15 protein-coding genes and 1 pseudogene are annotated in these 20,914 nt (G+C 65.6%); 8 read left to right on the forward strand and 8 right to left on the reverse strand.

The window, feature by feature from the left end:
- Window positions 1-6: 6 nt before the first annotated feature.
- The gene (locus ASF04_RS13615) at window positions 7-2,505 is read right to left on the reverse strand and encodes a sulfite reductase flavoprotein subunit alpha (RefSeq protein WP_056142514.1); all 2,499 of its coding nucleotides are present in this window, start codon (window positions 2,503-2,505) and stop codon (window positions 7-9) included.
- Window positions 2,506-2,681: 176 nt separating this feature from the next.
- On the opposite strand from ASF04_RS13615, the gene ASF04_RS13620 reads away from it, so the two are divergent.
- Complete coding sequence (locus ASF04_RS13620) at window positions 2,682-4,169, forward strand: PAS domain-containing sensor histidine kinase (RefSeq protein ID WP_056142516.1); 1,488 nt, start codon at window positions 2,682-2,684, stop codon at window positions 4,167-4,169.
- Here ASF04_RS13620 and ASF04_RS13625 read toward each other — a convergent pair.
- From ASF04_RS13625 to ASF04_RS28225, 3 genes and pseudogenes are all read right to left on the reverse strand, one after another.
- On the reverse strand, window positions 4,159-7,362 hold the full coding sequence (locus ASF04_RS13625) for an ATP-binding protein (RefSeq protein WP_082488759.1): 3,204 nt from the start codon (window positions 7,360-7,362) through the stop codon (window positions 4,159-4,161). The two genes, ASF04_RS13620 and ASF04_RS13625, sit on opposite strands and share 11 nt — an antisense overlap.
- A complete protein-coding gene (locus ASF04_RS28220; RefSeq protein WP_056142521.1) occupies window positions 7,359-7,613 on the reverse strand; it encodes a hypothetical protein in 255 nt (84 codons plus the stop codon). The genes ASF04_RS13625 and ASF04_RS28220 overlap by 4 nt, the downstream gene beginning before the upstream one ends.
- A 59-nt stretch (window positions 7,614-7,672) precedes the next feature.
- Window positions 7,673-7,753: pseudogene (locus ASF04_RS28225) on the reverse strand (hypothetical protein); the annotation flags it as partial.
- A 158-nt stretch (window positions 7,754-7,911) separates the two neighbouring features.
- On the opposite strand from ASF04_RS28225, the gene ASF04_RS13635 reads away from it, so the two are divergent.
- A complete protein-coding gene (locus ASF04_RS13635) occupies window positions 7,912-8,337 on the forward strand; it encodes an organic hydroperoxide resistance protein (RefSeq protein ID WP_056142523.1) in 426 nt (141 codons plus the stop codon).
- Between the two features lie 90 nt (window positions 8,338-8,427).
- Window positions 8,428-8,898 carry a GNAT family N-acetyltransferase gene (locus ASF04_RS13640; protein ID WP_056142525.1) on the forward strand — a complete coding sequence of 157 codons (471 nt, stop codon included), beginning with the start codon at window positions 8,428-8,430 and terminating at the stop codon, window positions 8,896-8,898.
- On the opposite strand, the gene ASF04_RS13645 is transcribed toward ASF04_RS13640, so the two are convergent.
- Both ASF04_RS13645 and ASF04_RS13650 read right to left on the reverse strand, forming a co-directional pair.
- The gene (locus tag ASF04_RS13645) at window positions 8,895-10,139 is read right to left on the reverse strand and encodes a PAS domain-containing sensor histidine kinase (protein WP_056142528.1); all 1,245 of its coding nucleotides are present in this window, start codon (window positions 10,137-10,139) and stop codon (window positions 8,895-8,897) included. The genes ASF04_RS13640 and ASF04_RS13645 overlap by 4 nt on opposite strands.
- Entirely contained in the window at window positions 10,129-11,568 is a 1,440-nt protein-coding gene (locus ASF04_RS13650; protein ID WP_056142531.1) for a sigma-54 dependent transcriptional regulator, read from the reverse strand. The genes ASF04_RS13645 and ASF04_RS13650 overlap by 11 nt, the downstream gene beginning before the upstream one ends.
- Before the next feature lie 191 nt (window positions 11,569-11,759).
- Between ASF04_RS13650 and ASF04_RS13655 the strand changes: the two genes are divergently transcribed.
- From ASF04_RS13655 to ASF04_RS13665, 3 genes are all read left to right on the forward strand, one after another.
- Window positions 11,760-13,061, forward strand: coding sequence for an efflux RND transporter periplasmic adaptor subunit (locus ASF04_RS13655; protein ID WP_056142533.1), 1,302 nt, complete (start codon window positions 11,760-11,762; stop codon window positions 13,059-13,061).
- 41 nt (window positions 13,062-13,102) lie between these two features.
- Window positions 13,103-13,783 carry an ABC transporter ATP-binding protein gene (locus ASF04_RS13660; protein ID WP_056142537.1) on the forward strand — a complete coding sequence of 227 codons (681 nt, stop codon included), beginning with the start codon at window positions 13,103-13,105 and terminating at the stop codon, window positions 13,781-13,783.
- Window positions 13,784-14,118: 335 nt separating this feature from the next.
- A complete protein-coding gene (locus ASF04_RS13665; RefSeq protein ID WP_056142539.1) occupies window positions 14,119-14,832 on the forward strand; it encodes an ABC transporter permease in 714 nt (237 codons plus the stop codon).
- A gap of 62 nt (window positions 14,833-14,894) precedes the next feature.
- Here ASF04_RS13665 and ASF04_RS13670 read toward each other — a convergent pair whose 3' ends face one another.
- Together ASF04_RS13670 and ASF04_RS13675 are read right to left on the reverse strand one after the other, a co-directional pair.
- Window positions 14,895-15,890: an FKBP-type peptidyl-prolyl cis-trans isomerase gene (locus ASF04_RS13670; RefSeq protein WP_056142542.1), complete on the reverse strand. Its 996-nt coding sequence runs from the start codon at window positions 15,888-15,890 to the stop codon at window positions 14,895-14,897.
- Window positions 15,891-16,019: 129 nt separating this feature from the next.
- Window positions 16,020-17,900 (reverse strand): potassium transporter Kup, encoded by a 1,881-nt coding sequence (locus ASF04_RS13675; protein WP_056142547.1) that lies wholly within the window; start codon window positions 17,898-17,900, stop codon window positions 16,020-16,022.
- Between the two features lie 249 nt (window positions 17,901-18,149).
- Here ASF04_RS13675 and rarD point away from each other — a divergent pair, with 249 nt between their 5' ends.
- Both rarD and ettA read left to right on the forward strand, forming a co-directional pair.
- Window positions 18,150-19,031 carry an EamA family transporter RarD gene (gene rarD / locus ASF04_RS13680; RefSeq protein WP_056142549.1) on the forward strand — a complete coding sequence of 294 codons (882 nt, stop codon included), beginning with the start codon at window positions 18,150-18,152 and terminating at the stop codon, window positions 19,029-19,031.
- A 125-nt stretch (window positions 19,032-19,156) separates the two neighbouring features.
- The gene (ettA, locus tag ASF04_RS13685) at window positions 19,157-20,824 is read left to right on the forward strand and encodes an energy-dependent translational throttle protein EttA (protein ID WP_056142551.1); all 1,668 of its coding nucleotides are present in this window, start codon (window positions 19,157-19,159) and stop codon (window positions 20,822-20,824) included.
- The last annotated feature ends 90 nt before the right edge of the window (window positions 20,825-20,914 follow it).

The raw sequence follows: 20,914 nt of genomic DNA on the forward strand, positions 1-20,914 counted from the left end.
TTACATTTAATAGACGTCGCGGCGGTAACGACCGGTCTCGATCAGGTCGTCAAGCGCGGCGCGCCCGATCATCTCTTCCAGCGCCGCATCGACGCCGCCAGCCATGCCCTGCAAGCTGCCGCACACGTACAACACCGCGCCCTCGGCGATCCAGTCGCGCAGCACGTCGGCGCGCACGTGCATGCGGTCCTGCACATACTCGCCGCCGGTCACGTCGCGCGAAAACACCAGGTCGAGTTCCGGCAGCATGCCTGCCGCGCGCCAGCCGGCGATCTCCTGCGCGCAGACGCTGTCGAACTCGCGCTGGCGCTCGCCGAAGATCAGCCAGTTGCGCTGCTGCCCGGCCTGCACCCGCGCCCGCAGGTGCGAGCGCAAACCGGCCATGCCGGAGCCGTTGCCGATGTAGATCGCCGGCCGCGCCTCGGTGTGCATGTCGAACGCCGGATTGGCGATCAGCCGCACCCGCACTTCGTCGCCCACCTGGGCGCCGTCGGTGAGCCAGCCCGAGGCCAGGCCCAGCGCCGGACCGGATGCGCCTTCGTAACGCACCTGGCGCACCAGCAACTGCAGCACGCCATCGCTTGGCAGCGAGGCCAGCGAATAGCGGCGCGGCGCTACCGCCGTCGTTGCGTCTGCCTGCGTTGCCTGTGCCCCTGGCGATGCGGAATGTGTCTCTGGCGGCGCTGCCGCTGCCGGTGCAGCGGCCGGCGTGTAATGGCCAGGCCAGATATCGGCCAGCGCGCCGGGACGCCAGTCGGCCGCAGGGTCGCCGGACAGGGTGATCTCGTACAGGCCATCGCCCACGCTGCCCGGGTTGAGCAGCTCGCGGCCGACGATGCGCCAGCTGGCGTAATCGGTATCGGCCACGGCCGCCGTCAAGGCCAGTTCCGGCGCATCCGAAGCCGAGCCGCCGATCAGCGCATGCAAGGTACCCGACCAGCGCGCCAGCGCGCCGGCATCGCCGTTATCGACCTCGATGGTCGGATGCAGCGCTTGCGCGCCCATGGTGCGCAGGCGCGCGTCGAGCGCGTGGCCGAAGCCGCAGAACTGCGCGTAGTTGCGGTCGCCCAGTGCCAGCACCGCGTACTGCATGTGCTGCAACTCCTCGGCAGCCGTGTGCAGCAGGCGGTTGAAGCGGCGCGCGGCGTCGGGTGGCTCGCCCTCACCGAAACTGCTGGCGACGAACAGCGCGCGCTTGTACTTGACCAGCTGCGGCGGCGTGAGTTTTTCCAGCGAATGCACGTGCACCGCCACGCCGGCCGCCTGCAGGGCTGCCGCGCTTTGCAGCGCCAGGCGCTCGGCCGCACCGGTCTGGCTGGCGTAGGCCAGCAAGACGGCGTCCGCCCCCGTAGCGGCAGGACCGGAACCGGGACCGGCGGCAGCGAACTTCTTGCGCTCGGCGGCGGCGCTGCGTTTTTGCTTGCGCCGGTTCAGGTACAACATCCAGCCGGTGATGGCAAAGCCGGGCAAGGCCAGGCTGATGAGGAACATCACGATCCTGCCCGGCATGCCGAAGAAGCTGCCCACGTGCAGCGCATAGATCGACGCCTGCGCCTGGCCGCCCACAGTCATCTCCGCATACGGCTCGTTCTTGATCATGGCGCCGGTCTGCTGGTTGAGCGCCATGCGCCCGCGCGCGCGCACGTGCGGCGCATCCTTGGCAGTCCAGACGATTTGCAGCGGCGCGGTGGCGCGTTCGGGTATGCGCAGGAACGCCATGCGCCAGTTGGGCGCGGCGCTTTCGAACGTGGCCCAGCTGGCGGCCAGGTCCACCGGCGGCGGCTTGACACCCTTGGCCGGCTTGGGGCCGGGTACTTCGCGCGCCACGCGCGTCACACCGAGCCAGCCATCGACCGTGCTGCGCACCACGTCGAAACTCCAGTACACGCCGGTCAGCGTGAAGATCACGTAACCGAGCATCATCCAGGTGCCCACCACCGAGTGCAGGCCCCACAGGAACGAGCGGCCTTTCAGGCGCAGATCGAGCTTGAGCCAGGCGCGCCAGTCGCCAGCGCGGCGCGGCCAGCGCAAATACAGGCCGCTCAGCGACAGTCCCAGCAGGCACAGGGCCAGGATGCCAAGCGCAATGCGGCCGGCGTCGCGCGGCAGCAGCAGGTGGCGGTGCAGCGAATCGACCCATTCGAATACTTCATCGTAGTGCAGCGGCGGCAGCAGCGCGCCCGTGTACGGGTTCAGGAAGATCGCCTCGCCGCGCTGTGCGCCCTTGGCAGGCGCCAGACCCACGCGCGCGGTGCTGCCCGGCTCCGAATAGATGATGATGCTGGCGATGCGCGCATCCGGGTGCAAGGCCTTGGCGGCAGCGGCGATCTGCGGCGGCGTGAGCACCGGCGCATTCTGCACCGCGATATTGCGCACGCCGGGGTTGAGGAAGTCGAGCAGCTCTTCGCGGAACGAGAGGATAGACCCGGTCAGCCCGATCAGGATCAGGATGGTGCCGGCGGTGATGCCGACGAACCAGTGCAGCTGGAACCAGAGCTTTTTCACAGGCCCACCTTCCCGGCAGCAAAAACAACGGAAATGGCGAGGATCGGATGGATCGGCTGGTGCATGGCGGGCAGACAATAGGGGGAATGTCGACATTCTATAGGTAATAGGAATCATTATCAATTACACCGAGATAATGTCACCCGTGCGACTGTAAAAAAAATATACTGTTGGTTATGACAACGACGCTCCCACTCCCCATCACTGCCGAGGCTGAACAGTTCAAGCTGTTCATCTCCAGCGTCAGCGATTACGCCATCTACATGCTCTCGCCCGATGGCATCGTCTGCAGCTGGAATGCCGGCGCCCAGCGCTTCAAGGGGTATTCGGAGGCGGAAATCGTCGGCCGCCATTTTTCGTGCTTTTACACGGAAGAAGACCGCGCCGCCGGGCGCCCGGCGCAGGTGCTGCACCAGGCCGCGCAGGCCCGTTTCGAGGACGAGGGCTGGCGCGTGCGCAAGGACGGCACGCGCTTCTGGGCCAGCGTGGTGATCGATCCGGTGCGCGCCAGCGACGGCGCCCTGATCGGCTTTGCCAAGATCACGCGCGACGTCACCGAGCGCCGGCGCGCCGACGAAAGCCTAGCGCAGGCCAAGGAGGCGCTGTTCCAGTCGCAAAAGCTGGAAGCCATCGGCAAGCTCACGGGCGGCATCGCCCACGACTTCAACAACCTGCTCAACGTGATCACCAATGGCCTCGACCTGCTGCGCGTGGTCAACGACCAGCAAGCGCAGAACAAGACCATCGACAGCATGGAGCGCGCCGCCAAGCGCGGCGCCAGCCTCACCCAGCAACTGCTGGCGTTCGCGCGCCAGCAGCCGTTGAAACCGGACCGGGTCAATCTCAACCGCGCCATCAGCAGCTTCGAGGCGGTGCTGCGGCGCGCGATCCGCAGCTCGATCCGGCTCGACATGCAGCTCGCCGCCGCCCTGCCCGACGTGATGACCGACCTGACCCAGTTCGAGTCGGCGCTCTTGAACCTGGTGGTCAACGCGCGCGACGCCATCGATGCGAACGGCACGATCACGCTCACGACCGCAGTCGATGGGGCCAGCGTGGTGGTGTCCGTGCGCGATACCGGCGCCGGCATGACCGAGGCCGTGGCGCAGCGCGCGGTGGAGCCGTTCTTCACCACCAAGGAGGTGGGCAATGGTTCCGGCCTGGGCCTGTCGCAGGTGTACGGGTTGATGCAGCAGGCCGGAGGCAACCTGGCAATTACCTCCACCCCGGGCGCGGGCGCCTGCATCACGCTGCGCTTCCCGGCGCTCGCCTATGCGCCGCAGGAGGCGGACAGCGACGAAGCGGTGGAAAAAGTGCTGATCGTGGACGACCAGCCGGACGTGCTGGACATGGCCAGCCACCTGTTCTCCAGCCTGGGCTACCAGGTGCTGGCGGCCAACAACGGCCAGGAGGCGCTCGATACCTTGCGCCGCCATCCCGACGTTTCGATCCTGTTCAGCGACGTGGTCATGCCCGGCATGAGCGGCATCGAGCTGGCCAAGAGCGCGGTGAGCTACCTGCCAGCGCTCAAGGTGATCCTGGCCTCGGGCTATGTCACGTCGGCGCTGCAGCAGGACCACCCCGACCTCGGCCAGTTCCAGCTGATCGGCAAACCATACCGGCTGTCGGACGTCATTCGCAAACTCAAGCTGGTCAGCGCTTAGCGACTTCCCTCCCTGGGTCCAGCCACGCGACAATGGTGGCGATCATCTCGTCGGCATCGACCGGCTTTGAAATGAAACCATCCATGCCGGCCGCCAGGCATTCGCCGCGCTCGGCCTGGGTGACGCCCGCGCTCATGGCCAGGATCGGCGTGCGCACGCCGCGTTCGCGCAGCAGGCGCGTGGCCTCGTAGCCGTCCATCACCGGCATTTGCACGTCCATCAGGATGATATCGAACGGCGCCTGCGCCATGGCCAGCAGTTCCAGCGCATCGCGGCCGTTTTCCGCCACCGTCGGTGTGGCGCCGGCCAGTTCCAGCAGGCGCGAAGCGACCAGCTGGTTGATCGGGTTGTCCTCCACCAGCAGCAGGCGCCGGCCCGCTAGCGGCCTGGCCTGCTGCTGCGCGGTGCCGGCCGCCGGGTCGCCGAGGCCATCATGCTGGCCGGGATTGGCCAGTTGCGCCAGCAACCGTTGCAAGGCGCGGCGCGTGACCGGCTTGGCCACCGCGCCGTCGAACAGGGCATCGTCGAACGCCGGCCCCGCTGCCGCATGCATCAGTACCAGCTGCATGCCGGCTGCGCGCGCGGCGCCCCGCAGTCGCTCGGGGGCTGTCGCGTACAGGCCTGCACTCACCAGCGCCACGCCGCTGTGCGCACCGTCACCGGCCTGCTGGTGCAGCCAGGCGATGGCTGCATCGACGGTATTGGCACTGTGCGCCGGCAGCGCGTAAAACGCGGCGTTCTGCAGCAGTGCCTTGAGCGATGCCAGGTGGGCGTCGATGAACAGCAGCGGGCCGGCGGCCACCGCTGGCAGCAGCGGTTCGGTCTCCGGCCCCGGACTGGGCGCCAGAGCCACCGGCAGCGTGACCGTAAACTCGGCGCCGGCGCCGGTCGCGCTGGTGACCGCGATATTGCCCTTCATCAGCGCCACCAGCTTGCGCGAGATGGCCAGCCCCAGGCCGGTGCCGCCGTACTTGCGCGAGGTGGACATGTCGGCCTGCTCGAACGGCTGGAACAGGCGCTGTTGCTGGTCCGCCGACATGCCGATGCCGGTGTCGCGCACGGTGATGGCCAGCTCGCCGCCGTGCAGCGCCAGGCGCACCACCACCTCGCCGGCAGCGGTGAATTTCAGGGCGTTGTTGACCAGGTTGGTGATGATCTGGCGCATGCGCATGGCGTCGCCGACGAGCCGTTCCGGGAAGTCGGCCGGCACCAGAATGGCCAGCTCCACCCCGGGCTTGCGGCCCGAGGACAGCATGGCCGCTTCGGCGGCCTCGACCAGGCCGTGGGTGTCGAACGCTTCGTGCTCGATCTGGATCTTGCCCGCTTCGATCTTGGAAAAGTCGAGAATGTCGTTGATGATGTGCAGCAGCGAACGGCCGCACGACTCGATCAGTTCCAGGTAGCCGCGCTGCTCGCCGGTCAGGCGGGTATTGCCGAGCAAATGCGCGGCGCCCAGCACCGCGTTCATTGGCGTGCGGATCTCGTGGCTCATGTTGGCGACAAATTCGCTCTTGGCGCGGTTGGCCGCTTCGGCCAGTTTTTCGTTGGCTGCCTGGGCGATCTCGATCTGCTTGCGCGCGGTGATGTCGGTGACCAGGATGTGGAAGCCGCGCACCGGGCCGTCGCCATCGGCGTCGGGAATGTAATCGGTCATGAAATGCTGCGGCCAGCCGGGGCGGTCGAACGCTTCCTCGAAATGCACGGTGGCGCCGTCGAGCACGCGCGCGATGCGGCCGCGCAGCACGCCGTATACATCGTCACCCAGCACCTCGGCCATGTGATGCCCGATCATCGCGTCCGGAGCAATGCCCAGGATGCGCTGGTGGGCGTGGTTGGCAAAACGGTAGACGTGGTCGCGATCGACATACGCGATCAGCGCCGGACTGTTGTTGGCGATGGTGCGCAGGAATTTTTCGCTGTCGTGGGCCTTGCGCTGCGCCGCGCGTTCCTGCTCTTCGCTGCGCGACTTGGCGGCCAGCGACGCTTCGAGCGCCTCGGTACGCTGCGCCACCTTGTGCTCGAGCGCGGCGTTGAGGGTATTGAGTTCGTCGCGCTTTTGCGCGAGGCGCGCCAGCAGTGCGTCGAACGCGCCGGTGAGCGTGTGCACTTCGTAAAAGCCGCCGCGCACCGACAGCGTGGCGCCATTGGTGTCATCATGGTCGGTACTGGCGCCGATGGCCGCTGCCGCCTCGGCTGCGGCCAGGAGCGGCGCGGTCAGTTTGCGCGCCAGCAGCCAGCCGCCCACCGAAAACAGCAGCGTGAGCACGATGCCGCTCTGGTAGATGCGGCGCTGCATATTGACCACGTGGGCATACGCGGTATCAGTATGCTGGCGCGCCAGCACGGTCCAGCCCAGGCCCGGGTAATCGCCCTTGCCATGGGTGGCGTAGCGCGCCGTGATATAGCGTTTGCCATCGACCCACTGCAGCTCGGTGGCCACCGGCGACGCCGCCGGCGCGCCGGGCGCCAGCCGTTCGAGCCGGTTGCCGACGGCGTCGTCGGGTCCCATCAGCACGGTGCCGTCGGCCGCCAGCACCATGATCTCCACCGGACGGTCGGCCACCGGCGCATTGAACATGCGTCCCAGCTGGCCGATCCAGCCCCAGCTCAGGTGCGCGCCCAGCACGCCGGGGGCTACGCCATCGGGCGTGGCCAGGCGCACCGGAAAGGCCAGATCGACAAAACGCTGCGGATTGCCGCGGTCGAGCGGCAAATGCTTGGCCAGCAGCTTGGCGTCGTGGACATCGTGGACGAAGATGCCCTTGACGGCGTCGCTGAACCACGGCCGCGCCGACACATCCACGCCCTCGAGCAGGCCGCCGGTGCTGGCCACGACCTTGCCATCGGCGCCGGCCAGGCCGATCCAGGCGTATTGCGGGGCCGAGGTTTGCACTTGTTCGAGCAGCGCGCGGCGGGCGGCAGTGGCGCGACCGGCATAGGCGGGGTCACGGTCGATGCGCTCGGCCAGCTGGCGTACTTCGAGGTAGCGCGTGGCCATGTTGTCGTCGATCATATCGGCCGCCGTGCGGGCCCGTTCGGCCAGGATCTCGCCTACGGTGCGCTTGATGTCGGTGGTGGCGATGCCGCCCACGATCCACACCATCAGGCCCGTGACCAGCAGCGTGGCAGCGGCGATCACGATCGTCAGCAGCGTGCTGAGGCCTGGCAGGCGGCGGCTGTCGCGCAAACTCATGGGGGCACCGGTGTGAATATCTTGGGAGAAAAGTCTAACACACGGTCTGTGGCGCACATGGCACGGGCGACATGCAAAAAACAGATAACCACGGCAAAAATCATTCGTTCCTTCTGCGCGGCTTCAAGCTGTCGCACAAGTTCTGAGCCCGCACCGTCAGGCAGAGCTTGCCCGATGAAGGCGGTATTGCCTTCGGCCGGCTGGCGCGCCTTGCGCTGCCACAGGTTGCTGACCTCCGGGTGGGCGGACACCAGGATGTCGCAATCGAATCCATTTTCTGCAGCGCGGTGATGCCGCCCGCATGGTCGAAATGCTCGTGCGAGTTGAGGATGATTTTAATGTCCTTGAGCTTGAAGCCCAGCTGGCGTATGTGCGCGGCAACCACTGTCACAACTTCTTACAAATATCGCTTGCGATTAAATCGCACACTATGTATAGTGGTGTTCATGGGCGCTACGCAAATATAAAGACGCAGCGCCAAAGTGAAACAACGCATTAAAATTGAAAAGTTGTTCCCTCATTCACCGTAGTCTCTGAAAGGAATACATCATGTCGATCGAAAAAGTTCTCTACCGCGCAACCGCCACCGCTACCGGCGGCCGTGAAGGCAAAGCCGTCTCGTCGGACAACGTGCTGGACGTCAAACTGACCACCCCGAAAGAACTGGGCGGCGCAGGTGCAGCCGGTACCAACCCTGAGCAACTGTTCGCAGCCGGCTACTCGGCCTGCTTCCTGGGCGCGATGAAATTCGTCGGCGGCCGCGACAAGATCGCGGTACCGGCCGACGTGTCGATCGAAGGCACCGTGGGCATCGGCGCCATTCCGACCGGCTTCGGCATCGAAGTGGAACTGAAAATCTCGCTGCCAGGCCTGGACCGCGACACCGCGCAGAAACTGGTGGACGCTGCCCACATCGTGTGCCCGTACTCGAACGCCACCCGTGGCAACATCGACGTCACGCTGACCATCGTTTAAGCTCAGCCGCAGTACCGCAAAAGCCGGCATTCGCAAGGATGCCGGCTTTTTTCACATACAATTATCGTTTCGCCTACTTCCGGAACACACATGATTGAGTGGCAATGGTTACCCTTTGACGACATCCCCGCGCGCGACTGGTACGAGGTGCTGCGCCAGCGCCAGCAGGTGTTCATCCTCGAACAAACCTGCTTATACCCCGACATCGACGGTCTCGATCCCCACTGCCACCACCTGATGGCGTGGCGCACGGTCGATGGCCAACGCGTGTTGCAGGCGAGCTTGCGGGTGCTGCCCCCGGGCCTCAAGTACGACGAGATGTCGATCGGCCGCGTGCTCACCACGCAGGCTGCGCGCGGTACCGGCATCGGCCGCGCCCTGCTCGACCAAGCCATGCCGCTGGTCGATGCGCTGTACCCGCGCGACGCCTGCCGCATCGGCGCCCAGGCGCACCTGGAAAAATTCTATGGCGGCTACGGTTTTGTCACCGTGACCGAACCGTACGACGAGGACGGCATCATGCACATCGACATGCTGCGTCCTGCTTCCATCACTTCCTAAAACGTCAGCAGGAAGCGGGCGCCGGCGCCGACCGGCCGCGCATAGCGCACCGTGCCGCCGTTGGCGTGCACCAGGTGCCGCACCATGGCCAGGCCGATGCCACGGCCCTGCTTCCTGGTCGAGAAAAACGGCGTGAAGATGTGCGCGGCCAGCGCTGCCGGCACGCCGGGGCCATTGTCGGCCACCTCGATGCGCAGCCGGCCGCCCCGGCTCAGGCGCGCCGTGACAGTGGCCTGCGGCTGCGCCACGCCCGCCGCGGCGGCCGCCTCGGCCGAATTTTTCAGCAGGTTGATCAGCGCCTGTTCCAGCTGGCCCGCATCGATCACCGCTTCGAGCGACGCCGGTTCCACCGCAAACACCACCTGCCCACCCATGGCTTCCCAGCCTGGCACCACCAGCGCCGCCAGCCGCGCGAACTCCGCTGCCAGCGCCACCCGTTGCGGTTGCGCTGCCGGCACCGTGGACAGGCTGCGATAACTGGCCACGAAATCGACCAGGCTGGCGGCGCGGCGCGCAATCGCATCGAGCGCGGTATCGAGGTCGGCGTGGATATCGGCGGGCAGCGTGGCTGCCGCGTCGTCGAGCAAGCCGCACGCCGTGCGCGACAGCGAAGCCACCGGCGTCAGCGAATTCATGATTTCGTGGGTGAGCACCTGTACCAGCTCGCGCCACGCGTTCAGCGCTTCCGCTTCCAGTTCGCTTTCCACCGGCATCAGCGCCACCAGCCGCTGCGGCGCGCCGTGCAGCGCCAGCGCGGAGACAGCCACCAGCGCGCGCTCGGCGCCGCGCTCGGTGTCGAAGCTGACCAGTTGGCGTTGTCCCACCGGCTGCGCCGCCAGCAGCTCGCGCAGCGCCGCTGGTGCGCTGGCGCGGCCCGGCGCCAGCAGGCGGCGCGCACTGCCGTTGAGCGGCGCCAGCGCGCCGGCGCCGCTGGCGTGGTCGAGGCGGAACAGCGCGATCGGTGCATGTTCGAGGCGCGCTTCCAGCGCCAGCAGCGCTGCTAGCTTGTCGTCGCGGTCCCTGGGGGACGCAGCACCACCGCCGGTCGCCTCCATGCGCGGCGGGCGGCGGCCCAGCGCTTGCAGGCAGCGCCATAGCAGTGCGGCCGGCATCAGGCCGAGCAGCGCACACAGCACGATGCGGCGCGGCTCGGGTGTGAGCGCGTCGGCCGCCACGGCCAGCGCCAGCAGCGCTGCCACGCTTGCCACCACACCCAGCTTCTGCCGGCGTTCAGATGCCATGCTTGCCCAGCTTGCGGTACAACGCGGCGCGGCTGATGCCCAGCGTTTTGGCGGCGTGGCTGATATTGCCATTGAACCGCGCCAGCGTGCTGGCAATGGCGTTGCGCTCGAGCGCGTCCAGCGTGCCATCATGATCTGTGCAGGATGGGGCGAACGCGGGCGCTAACGTGCTGGCGTTGATACCGCCGTTGGTGCCATCGGTGCCGCCGCTGGCGTTGGCATCGGCATTCGTGTTGCCATTGATGGCGGCTGGCGTCATGGTGGCAGCCGGCAGCGCCGGGCCGCCCAGCGCGAAATCGGTCAAGCCATATTGCGCGCCCTGCCCCAGGATCACCGCCCGTTCGCACGCATGGCGCAGCGCGCGCACATTGCCGGGCCAGTCGTGGCGCACCAGTGCATCGAGCGCGGCGCCGGCCACCGTGCGCGCAGGACGTTCGTACTGTGCCTCGTACACCCGCAAATAATGCGCCAGCAGCAGCGCGATATCGTCGCGCCGCGCGCGCAGCGGCGGCACGCGCAGCACGATGGTATTGAGGCGAAACAGCAAGTCGGGCCGGAACACGGCCGGGTCGAACAGCCGCGTCTCATCGAGGTTGGTGGCACTGATGATGCGCACGTCGATCGCCTCGGGTTTGTCGGCGCCGATTGGCGTCACTTCGCGCCGCTCCAGCGCGGTGAGCAGCTTGGCCTGGGCGGCCAACGGCATGTTGCCGATCTCGTCGAGAAACAGCGAGCCGCCGCGCGCGGCCTGGAAGCGCCCGGCGCGGTCGGCGCGCGCGTCGGTGAAGGCGCCCTTGCGGTGGCCGAACAACTCGCTCTCGAACGTCGATTCGGGCAGCGCACCCATGTCCACCGCCAGCAGCGTGCCGGCGGCGCGGCGCGACTGCGCGTGGATCGCGCGCGCCACCAGTTCCTTGCCCACGCCGTTTTCACCGAGCACCATCACGTTCGCTTCGGTGGGCGCTACGCTGGCGATCAGCGCGTTCAGTTCGCGCATCGAGGTCGATTCGCCCATCAGCTCAGAAGGAGCTGCCGGTGCGCGCACGGCAGCGCGGCGGGCCAGTGCCTGGTCCACCGTAGCGACCAGGCGCTCGTTGTCCCATGGCTTGGTGATGAAATCCACCGCGCCGCGCTGCAGCGCTGCGACCGCCAGCGGCACGCCGGCGTATGCGGTCATGGCGATGACCGCCGGCGGCTTCGGTTGCGCACGCAACAGGTCGAGCAGCGCCAGGCCCTCGGCGCCATCGATGCAGCCGGGCGTAAAATTCAAATCGAGCAGCACCACGTCCGGTACGCCCTGGGCCAGCAGCGCCGGCAGCCCGGACGGATCGCCGAGCGTGGCCACGGCGCCATGGCGGCGGCGCAGCAACAGGCGGGCGGCAGTGGCGACATCGGGGTCGTCGTCGAGGATCAGGATGTGGGCGGACATGTGGTCATTCTAGCAGCGCGCCAGCGGTGCGGGGACGGCCCCGGCGCCGGTTGGCGGATGCCGCCGCCGCCACTGTCCATCTGCGAACAGCGGGCGGTGTTCGATACCGGACACCTGTTCCCGCCACACCCGCGCAACCCGCATGGTTGCTGGCTTGCGCCGCATGGCACACGCTTTGCTGTACGTCCGCCATGCACAGCAAAAAAAAATCACCGGCCCCCACCACCTTGCCCGCCAGCGGTGCGGCCATGGACACCATTGTTCCGCGCCGGCGCGGACGCCGCCTTGCCATCGGTGCCGCCATCGCGCTGACCATGCTGATCGCTGCCTATGCACTGTGGTCGATGCTGCCGCGCGGTCTGCGTGTCGATGGGACCGACCTGCGCATCGGCCAGGTAACGCGCGGCGTGTTCATCGACGACATCGTCGTGCGCGCCAGCGCCGAGCCGCTGCATTCGGTGATCCTCGACGCGGTGGAATCGGGCCGCGTGGAAGAAGTGCTGGCGGTCGATGGCGCGCTGGTCAAGCAGGGCGAGCTGCTGTTTCGCATCTCGAATCCGCAGCGCCACCTGGAACTGCTGGCGCGCCAGTCCGAACACGCGGTGAGCATCTTCAATCTCTCCAATTTGCGGGTGGCGCAGGAAGCCAGCGCCAGCGACCACCGGCGCCGCCTGGACGACCTGCACTTCAACCTGGAACAGGCGCAAAAACGCCACGACCGCAACGTGCGCCTGGCGGCGCAGGGGTTTATTTCGTCGGTGGCGCTCGAGGAATCGAAGGACCAACTGGCGCAGCAGCAGCACCTGCTGGCGCAGCAGGAACGGGCCACCACCACCGAAGCGCAGGTGCGCAACGCCGCCGCCCAGCAACTGGAAAGCGCCATCGGCGGGCTGGACTCAGGTTTGAAGCTGGTGGCGGGTACGGTCGATGCGCTGGCCGTGCGCGCGCCGGTGGCCGGGCGGCTCACCAATTTCCGCTTGCAGGTGGGCGAATCGGTCGCCACCGGCAAGAACATCGGCCGCATCGACGATCCGGTGCGCTTCAAGCTTGCCGCCAGCGTGGACGAGTATTACCTCAATCGCATGGCCGTGGGCCGCCACGGCGCCGTGACCCAGGACGGCCGCGACTACCCGGCCGATATCCGCGCCATCTACCCGCAAATCAAGGATGGCCGCTTCATCGTCGACCTGGTGTTCACCAGGGAGCAGCCGCCGGTGCTCAATCCGGGCCAGAGCCTCGATGCGCGCATCACGCTGGGCGAGCCGGCGCCGGCGCTGCTGCTGCCCAACGGCGCCTTCATCAACGACAGCGGCGGCGCCTGGGCGTATGTGCTGGACGCCGCTGGCGGTGGCGCCGAGCGGCGCGCCGTGCGCGTAGGCCGCCGCAACAACGCCCAGCTCGAAGTGCTGGCGGGGCTGCAAGCCGGGGACCGCGTGATCCTGTCCAGCTACGCCGCTTACGGAAATTCACCACGGCTGCAACTCGCGCGCTGAAAACTGCAGTAAATTCCTTCATAACCAGAAAGGCAATCGCTATGCTCAAACTCGTCGGCGTCAGCAAGATCCACCAGGCAGGAGAAGTGCAAACCACGGCGCTCGATCGCATCGACCTGCATATCGAGGCCGGCGAATACGTGGCCATCACCGGGCCCTCGGGCTGCGGCAAGTCCACCATGCTGGGCATCCTCGGGCTGCTCGATGTGCCCACCCAGGGCGAGTACTGGTTCGAAGGCCGTAACATCGCTGGCTGGAGCGAATCGCAGCTCAACACGCTGCGGCGCGGCCGCATCGGCTTCATCTTCCAGAGTTTTAACCTGATCGAAGAACTGACCGTGTTCGAGAACGTGGAACTGGCGCTCGAATACAACGGCACGCCGGCGCGCGAACGGCGCACGCGCGTCACTGCCATGCTCGACAAACTGGGCGTGGCCCACCGCGCCGCGCACCGGCCGTCGCAGCTGTCGGGCGGCCAGCAGCAGCGGGTGGCGATCGCGCGCGCCCTGGTGGCCGGACCCGCCGTGCTGCTGGCCGATGAACCGACCGGCAACCTCGATTCCGCCCATGGCGACGAAGTCATGCGCCTGCTACGCCAGATCAACGCCGAAGGCACCACGGTGGTCATGGTCACCCACTCGCCCGACCATGCAGCGCAGGCATCGCGTACTCTAAACCTGCTTGACGGCCGGGTAGTGGTCGATGCCCTGCAAGCTGTATGACGTGATGATCGCCCGTCACTTTCGTATCGGCGCCCGCCTGCTGGCACGCCAGCCACTGCAATCGGGCATCGAGTAGCTGGGGCTGGCCGCCGGCTTTGCCGTGTGCTTCCTGCTGCTCGGCTATGCGCGCTACGCGTTCACCTACGACCGCGACGTGCCCGCCCGCGAGCACGTGTACCTGGTCAAGCACCGGCTCAATTTCATCCCGCAGCCGCAGTGGATGGAGTACACGCCGTTCGCGCTGCGCGAGGTGGCGCTGCGGAGCAGCTTGCCGCTCGACGTCAGCGCCTGGTGGCCGCGCCAGGCCACCGCGCATCGGACAAGAGCGGCCGGTAGTGCTCAACGCCGCCGCATTGCGTGCACTGGGCTGGCAGTCTGCCACGCAGGCCACCGGCCAGCGGATTGTCGGCACCTCGTACCGCATCGTCGGCGTGGCGCCCGATATCCGCTGGGAGTCCTTGCGCGCGCCGGCGCGGGCTATCCTGTACGAGCTGGCGCGCGACAGCAATCTGCTGACGGTGCGCCTGGCCGGCCGCAGCGACCGGCCCGCAGTGGCAGCAGCGCAAGCGGCCATCGCTACCACCGCCGCCCGCTATGTGCCGACCGCGCCGACCGTGGTGCGGCGCGCCGCCAGCTACGCGGCCGAAGCCTATGCCGCCGATGAACGGGTGGCGCGCATGCTGGGCTGGGCAACCGCGATGGTGCTGGCGCTGGCCGCGTTCGGGGTGTATGCAATGGCGGCCGCCAGCGTGCAGCGGCGCGGGCGCGAGATCGTGCTGCGCAAGCTGCATGGCGCCGGCCGCGCGGCGATTGCGACGCTGGTTGCCAGGGAATTCGTGCTGCTGACCGGTGCCGCCGCACTGCTCGGGCTGCCGCTGGCGGTGCTGGGCGTGGAACGCTACCTGGCGCCGTTCGTGGCGCATGCGCCTTGGGGCCGCTGGGCGCCGCTGGCGGCCCTGGCGCTGGCGCTGCTGGTGGTAGCGCTGGCCGCCGCCCGCCATACGCTGGCGGCGATGCGCACGTCGCCGGTGCAGGCGCTGCGCGATTGACAAGCACAGGCGAAAAAAAGCCGGCGGCATCGCTGCCGCCGGCTTTCTTCTGAAACATCCGCTTACTTCACGTTTTCCAGGAACAGGTCGAACACCAGTGGCGTATTCGGGGCAATAGTGCCGTTACCTGTTGCGCCATAGCCCAGCGCCGCAGGGATGAAGACGGTGCGACGGCCACCGACCAACATGCCCCGGATCGCCTGATTGAAACCAACGACAACCGCCGCGTTGGTTCCATCCGCAACCACAACAAACTCAAACGCCGCCGGCGTGGTGGTGCTGGTGGCGACATTGGTTTCAATCACCTTGCCGCGACGATCGGCAACAGTACCGTCAAAGGCGTACAGCGTGTAACGCACGACGGCAGTCTTGCCAACTGCTGCCACTGTGCCAGTACCTGCAATAGGTGCTACCGTGTCGGTGACGACCGATGGCAATGTAGGCACGACATCGGGCAGTACGGTGATGGCCACCAGTTCGATGTCATAGACCATCGGGGAATTGGCCGGCAGCGCAGCGAACGATTTGCCATTGGCAAGAGTCCTGGCCGGCAGCGAATTGGGGCCGTAGGCCAGGTTGGCAGGCAGCACCACGGTGCGCTTGCCGCCCACTTTCATCGGAACCTGCGAGCCATCGGCCAGTTTCACGCCCAGCACGGCCTGGTCGAGGCCGATCAGACTGGTGGAATTCGCAATCGGCCTGCCCACGCCAACTGTAAACGGCTGAATCACGCTGGTCGATTCGCCGGGCGTGGACGTTTCGAACAGCGCGCCTTTGCCGTCAGCCTTGGTGCCGTCGTACAGGTAGCCGGTAAAATTAACGGTCACCAGCTGGCTGCCCGAAGGGTAGGGAATGGTGATGTTAGGATTGTCCGGGTCAGTGTAGATCTTCGTCACGCCTGCAGATGCCGCGGTACCCGACCCCACCAAGGTATCGGTCTGCTTGTACTCCGGCTGCACCACCACCACGGCTTCCGGCGCCTTGTAATGGCCGCCGCACGCGGTCAGCGCGGCTGCGCCGATAACAGCTGCAGCGATCAGTTTCAACATCGATTTCATGATTACCTTTGAGGATAAGTTCGTATTCCTTGGCAGCTTTGCAGCTTTTCAGGAGCAGAAGTGTAGCAGACCGGGCACCCAGTGCCCGGGCCACAACATTCGGTTACATATTTTTGTGGGCGCGCTGGCCTAGATTTCCACCTGCGTGCCCAGTTCGATCACCCGGTTGGGTGGAATCTGGTAGTAGTCGGCCGCGCCGCGCGCGTTGCGCGACATGGTCACGAACAGGTGTTCACGCCATGGCGCCATGCCCTTGTCCGGCGCCGAGATCACGGTCTGGCGGGCGATGAAGAACGAGGTTTCCATCATCTCGAACGGCAGGCCCAGGCATTCGCACTGCTGCAGCACTTTCGGCACGTCCGGTTCGTCCTTGAAGCCGTAATACACGTTGACCTGGTAGCACTCGTGGCCGAGGTCGGTTACCTTGACCTGCTCGGCGACCGGCACATACGGTTCCTCCACGATGTGGACGGTGAAGAACACCACCCGCTCGTGCAGCACCTTGTTGTGCGACAGGTTGTGCAGCAGTGCGTGCGGCACGCCGTCGCTTTCGCCACGCAGGAAAATCGCGGTGCCGTACACGCGGGTGGGCGGCGCCACGAACAGCGAGTCCATGAATTCCTCGAGTGGGATCGCGTGTTTTTGCAAATTCGAGAACACCAGCTCGCGCCCGCGCTTCCAGGTCATCATCACGGTAAACAGGATGATGGCCAGCAGCAGCGGGAACCAGCCGCCATGCAGCAGCTTGAGCGTGCTGGCCGAGAACAGCAGCACGTCGATGGTGATGAAGAAGCCGGTGGCCAGCAGGCACAACCACAGCGGCAAATGCCAGCGATAGCGGATCACGAAGAACGTCAGCACGGTGGTGGCCAGCATGGTGGCGGTGACTGCGATGCCGTAGGCGCCGGCCAGCTTGTCGGATGAACCGAAACCGACGACCGCCATCAGCACCACCACCAGTTGCAGCCAGTTCACGGCTGGAATATAGATCTGACCGATCTCGGTCGCGGACGTGTGGTTGATGCGCATGCGCGGCAGCAGGCCCAGCGCAATGGCCTGCTTGGTCATCGAGAAGGTGCCGGAAATGGTGGCCTGCGAGGCGATCACCGCCGCCGCCGTGGACAGCATGACCAGCGGGTATACGCTCCAGGAACCGAGCTGGTTGAAGAACGGATTCGACACGGCTTCCGGGTGGGTGAGCAGCAGTGCGCCCTGGCCCAGGTAATTGAGCGCCAGCGCCGGGAACACGATCAGGAACCAGGCCATGCGGATCGGCTTCTTGCCGAAGTGGCCCATGTCCGCGTACAGCGCCTCGGCGCCGGTAAAGGCCAGCACCACGGCGCCCAGCGCAACGAAGGCGATCATGCGGTTTTCCAGCATGAAGTGGAAGGCATTGACCGGGTTGAGCGCGTACAGGATCTGTGGCGCGGCCACGATGTTGATCACGCCCATTACTGCCAGCGCGGCAAACCACAGCAGCATGATGGGGCCGAACCAGCGGCCGATGCCGGCCGTGCCCAGGTGCTGCACCGAGTACAGCGATACCAGCACGATGATGGTCAGTGGCACGATGTATTGTTCCAGCCCCGGCGCGGCCACTTCCAGGCCCTCGATCGCGCCGAGTACCGAAATGGCTGGGGTGATCACGCTGTCGCCGTAGAACATGGTGGCGCCAATCACACCGAGCACCAGCAATGGATAGTGCCAGCGCGGCGCGGCCTTGTTGACCGAGTTGAGCGCCAGCGCCATCAGCGCCATGATGCCGCCCTCGCCGCGGTTGTCGGCGCGCAGCACCAGGGTGACGTACTTGAGCGAGACGATCATCGTCAGGCCCCAGAAGATCAGGGAAATGATGCCCTGCAGATTGGCCTCGTTGAGGACCAGGCCGTGGTCGGGATCGAAAATGGTCTTGAGGGTGTAGAGTGGGCTGGTACCGATGTCGCCGTAGACGATGCCGATGGCGGCCATGGTCAGCGCGGCAACGCTGCTTTTCTTGTGTTGCTCGGTCAAGATTGCACCTGTTGTTGTTTTGGTGCATTGCACAGTAGGACAAGGTCCAACAAAACGCAAGCAGATTTTGGCAGGGAGAATGGCATAGCGATCGTTCCAATTCGTCAATATCGCCAGTGTACGCCGCTGGGCGCCGCGTGGGCGTCCGCCTTGCAGTGTGCGAGGCAGTTGAGGCCAGCAAGCAACGCCCGGATAGGTCATAATGTCAGACTTACCACAAGTTTTTGACGGTTTTCGCCGCCTTGCACCATGAACCCAGGAATTCTCTACGCCGCCTCCGCCTTTATTCTCTGGGGAATTTTTCCGCTGTATTTCCACGCCATCCGCGAGGTGCCGCCGCTGGAAATCCTCGGCCACCGCATGCTATGGTCGCTGCTATTCCTGGCCATCGTGCTGACCGTGCGCCAGCAGTGGAAATGGTTGCCGCAAGTGGTGCGCCAGCCGCGCGTGCTCGGCGCCTTTGTTGCCAGCGCGCTGCTGCTGTCATCGAACTGGTTCGTGTATATCTGGTCGGTCAACAATGGCCACGTGCTCGATGCCAGCCTCGGCTACTTCATCAATCCGCTGATCAATGTGATGCTGGGCATGCTGGTATTGAAAGAAACCCTGCGCCGGGGCCAGTGGCTGGCCATCGGCCTGGCCGCATGCGGCGTGGCCTGGCTCACCTGGTCGGCCGGCGAATTACCGTGGATTGCCCTGATTTTAGGCATCTCGTTCGCCTGCTACGGTCTGCTGCGCAAGACCGCCGCGCTGGCCGCGCTCGAAGGCCTGTCGCTGGAAACCATGCTGCTGTTCCCGCTGGCGCTGGGCTACGTGGTCTGGCTGACCTTGCACGGCCAAAACACCTTTGTGAACACCGACACCGGCGCCACGCGCTGGCTGCTGGCGGCCGCCGGTCCGATTACCGCGATTCCGCTGCTGCTGTTCGCGGCCGGCGCGCGCAAAATTTCAATGTCGGCGCTGGGGCTGCTGCAATACCTGTCGCCGAGCTTGCAGGCGCTGCTTGGCGTGTGGGTCTTTCACGAAGCGTTCCCGCAGGAGCGGCTGATCGGCTTTGCGATTATCTGGACCGCGCTGGCGCTGTACGTGGCCGAAGGGCTGTGGGTCAGCCGCCGTAACAGCCCTAAATAGTGGCCGCAAGAGTGGGCGTAACAGGGGATTTGTCGTATCCTGTCGTCCTTCCCCGGATTTTCACCGCGATTTTTACCGCGCTTTTTTACCGCGCTTTTTACCGATTCATATCACCGAGACACTGAATGGCAAATTACGTCTATACCATGAACCGCGTGGGCAAAATTGTCCCGCCGAAACGCCAGATCCTCAAGGACATTTCGCTCTCATTCTTCCCGGGCGCCAAGATCGGCGTACTGGGCCTGAATGGCTCCGGTAAATCGACCTTGCTCAAAATTATGGCAGGCATCGATACCGACATCCAGGGCGAAGCGCGCCCGATGCCGGGTCTGAACATCGGCTACCTGCCGCAGGAACCGCAACTGGACCCGGAAAAAACCGTGCGCCAGGAAGTGGAATCGGGCCTCGGCGAAGTGTTTGAAGCGCAAGCCAAGCTCGACGCCGTATATGCAGCTTATGCCGAGGAAGACGCCGACTTCGACGCCCTCGCAGCCGAACAGGGCCGCCTGGAAGCGATCATCGCCTCGTCCGACGGCGGCAACCTGAACCTGCAACTGGAAATGGCCGCCGACGCGCTGCGCCTGCCGCCATGGGATGCCAAGATCGGCGTGCTGTCCGGTGGTGAAAAGCGCCGCGTGGCGCTGTGCAAGCTGCTGCTATCCAAGCCCGACATGCTGCTGCTCGACGAACCAACCAATCACTTGGACGCTGAATCGGTCGAATGGCTCGAGCAATTCCTGCTGCGCTTCCCGGGCACCGTGGTCGGCATTACCCACGATCGCTACTTCCTCGACAACGCCGCCGAATGGATCCTGGAACTGGACCGTGGCCATGGCATCCCATGGAAAGGCAACTATTCGTCGTGGCTGGACCAGAAACAGGCGCGCCTGAAGCAGGAAGAATCGACCGAATCGGCCCGCCAAAAGGCGCTGCAGAAGGAACTCGAATGGTCGCGCCAGAATCCGAAGGCGCGCCAGGCCAAGTCGAAAGCCCGCCTGGCCCGCTTCAACGAGTTGAGCGAGCACGAATACCAGAAGCGCAACGAAACCCAGGAGATCTTCATCCCGGTGGCCGAGCGCCTCGGTAACGAAGTGATCGAATTCAAGAACGTCTCGAAGGCGTTTGGTGACCGCCTGCTGATCGACAACCTGTCGTTCACCGTGCCGCCGGGCGCCATCGTCGGCATTATCGGCCCCAACGGCGCCGGTAAATCGACCCTGTTCAAGATGATCGCCGGCATCGACACGCCGGACAGCGGCGAAGTGGCGATCGGCCAGACCGCGCGCATTTCGCTGGTGGACCAGAGCCGTGACGAGCTGGGCAACAACAAGACCGTGTTTGACGATGTATCGGGCGGCGCCGACATCCTCAGCGTGGGCCGCTTCGAAATGCCGTCGCGCGCCTACCTGGGCCGTTTCAACTTCAAGGGCGGCGACCAGCAAAAAATCGTCGGCAACCTGTCCGGTGGTGAACGCGGCCGCCTGCACCTGGCCAAGACGCTGCTCAAGGGCGGCAACGTGCTGCTGCTCGATGAACCGTCGAACGACCTGGACGTGGAAACCTTGCGCGCGCTGGAAGATGCACTGCTCGAATTCGCCGGCTCCGTGCTGGTGATCTCGCACGATCGCTGGTTCCTCGACCGTATCGCCACCCACATCCTGGCCTTCGAAGGCAATTCGCAAGTGACCTTCTTCGACGGTAACTACCAGGAATACGAAGCGGACAAGAAAAAGCGCCTCGGCGAAGAAGGCGCCAAGCCAAAACGTATCCGCTACAAGCCGCTCACGGCCTAAGCAGCAGGGCCGGTATCACGCCGGCTTCTCGTGTTGCCCGCACAACGCAAAAAAGCCACCGGATCGACCGGTGGCTTTTTCATTTGAAAC

The sequence above is a fragment of the Duganella sp. Leaf61 genome (genome assembly GCF_001421905.1).
Taxonomy (GTDB): Bacteria; Pseudomonadota; Gammaproteobacteria; order Burkholderiales; family Burkholderiaceae_D; genus Rugamonas; species Rugamonas zoogloeoides.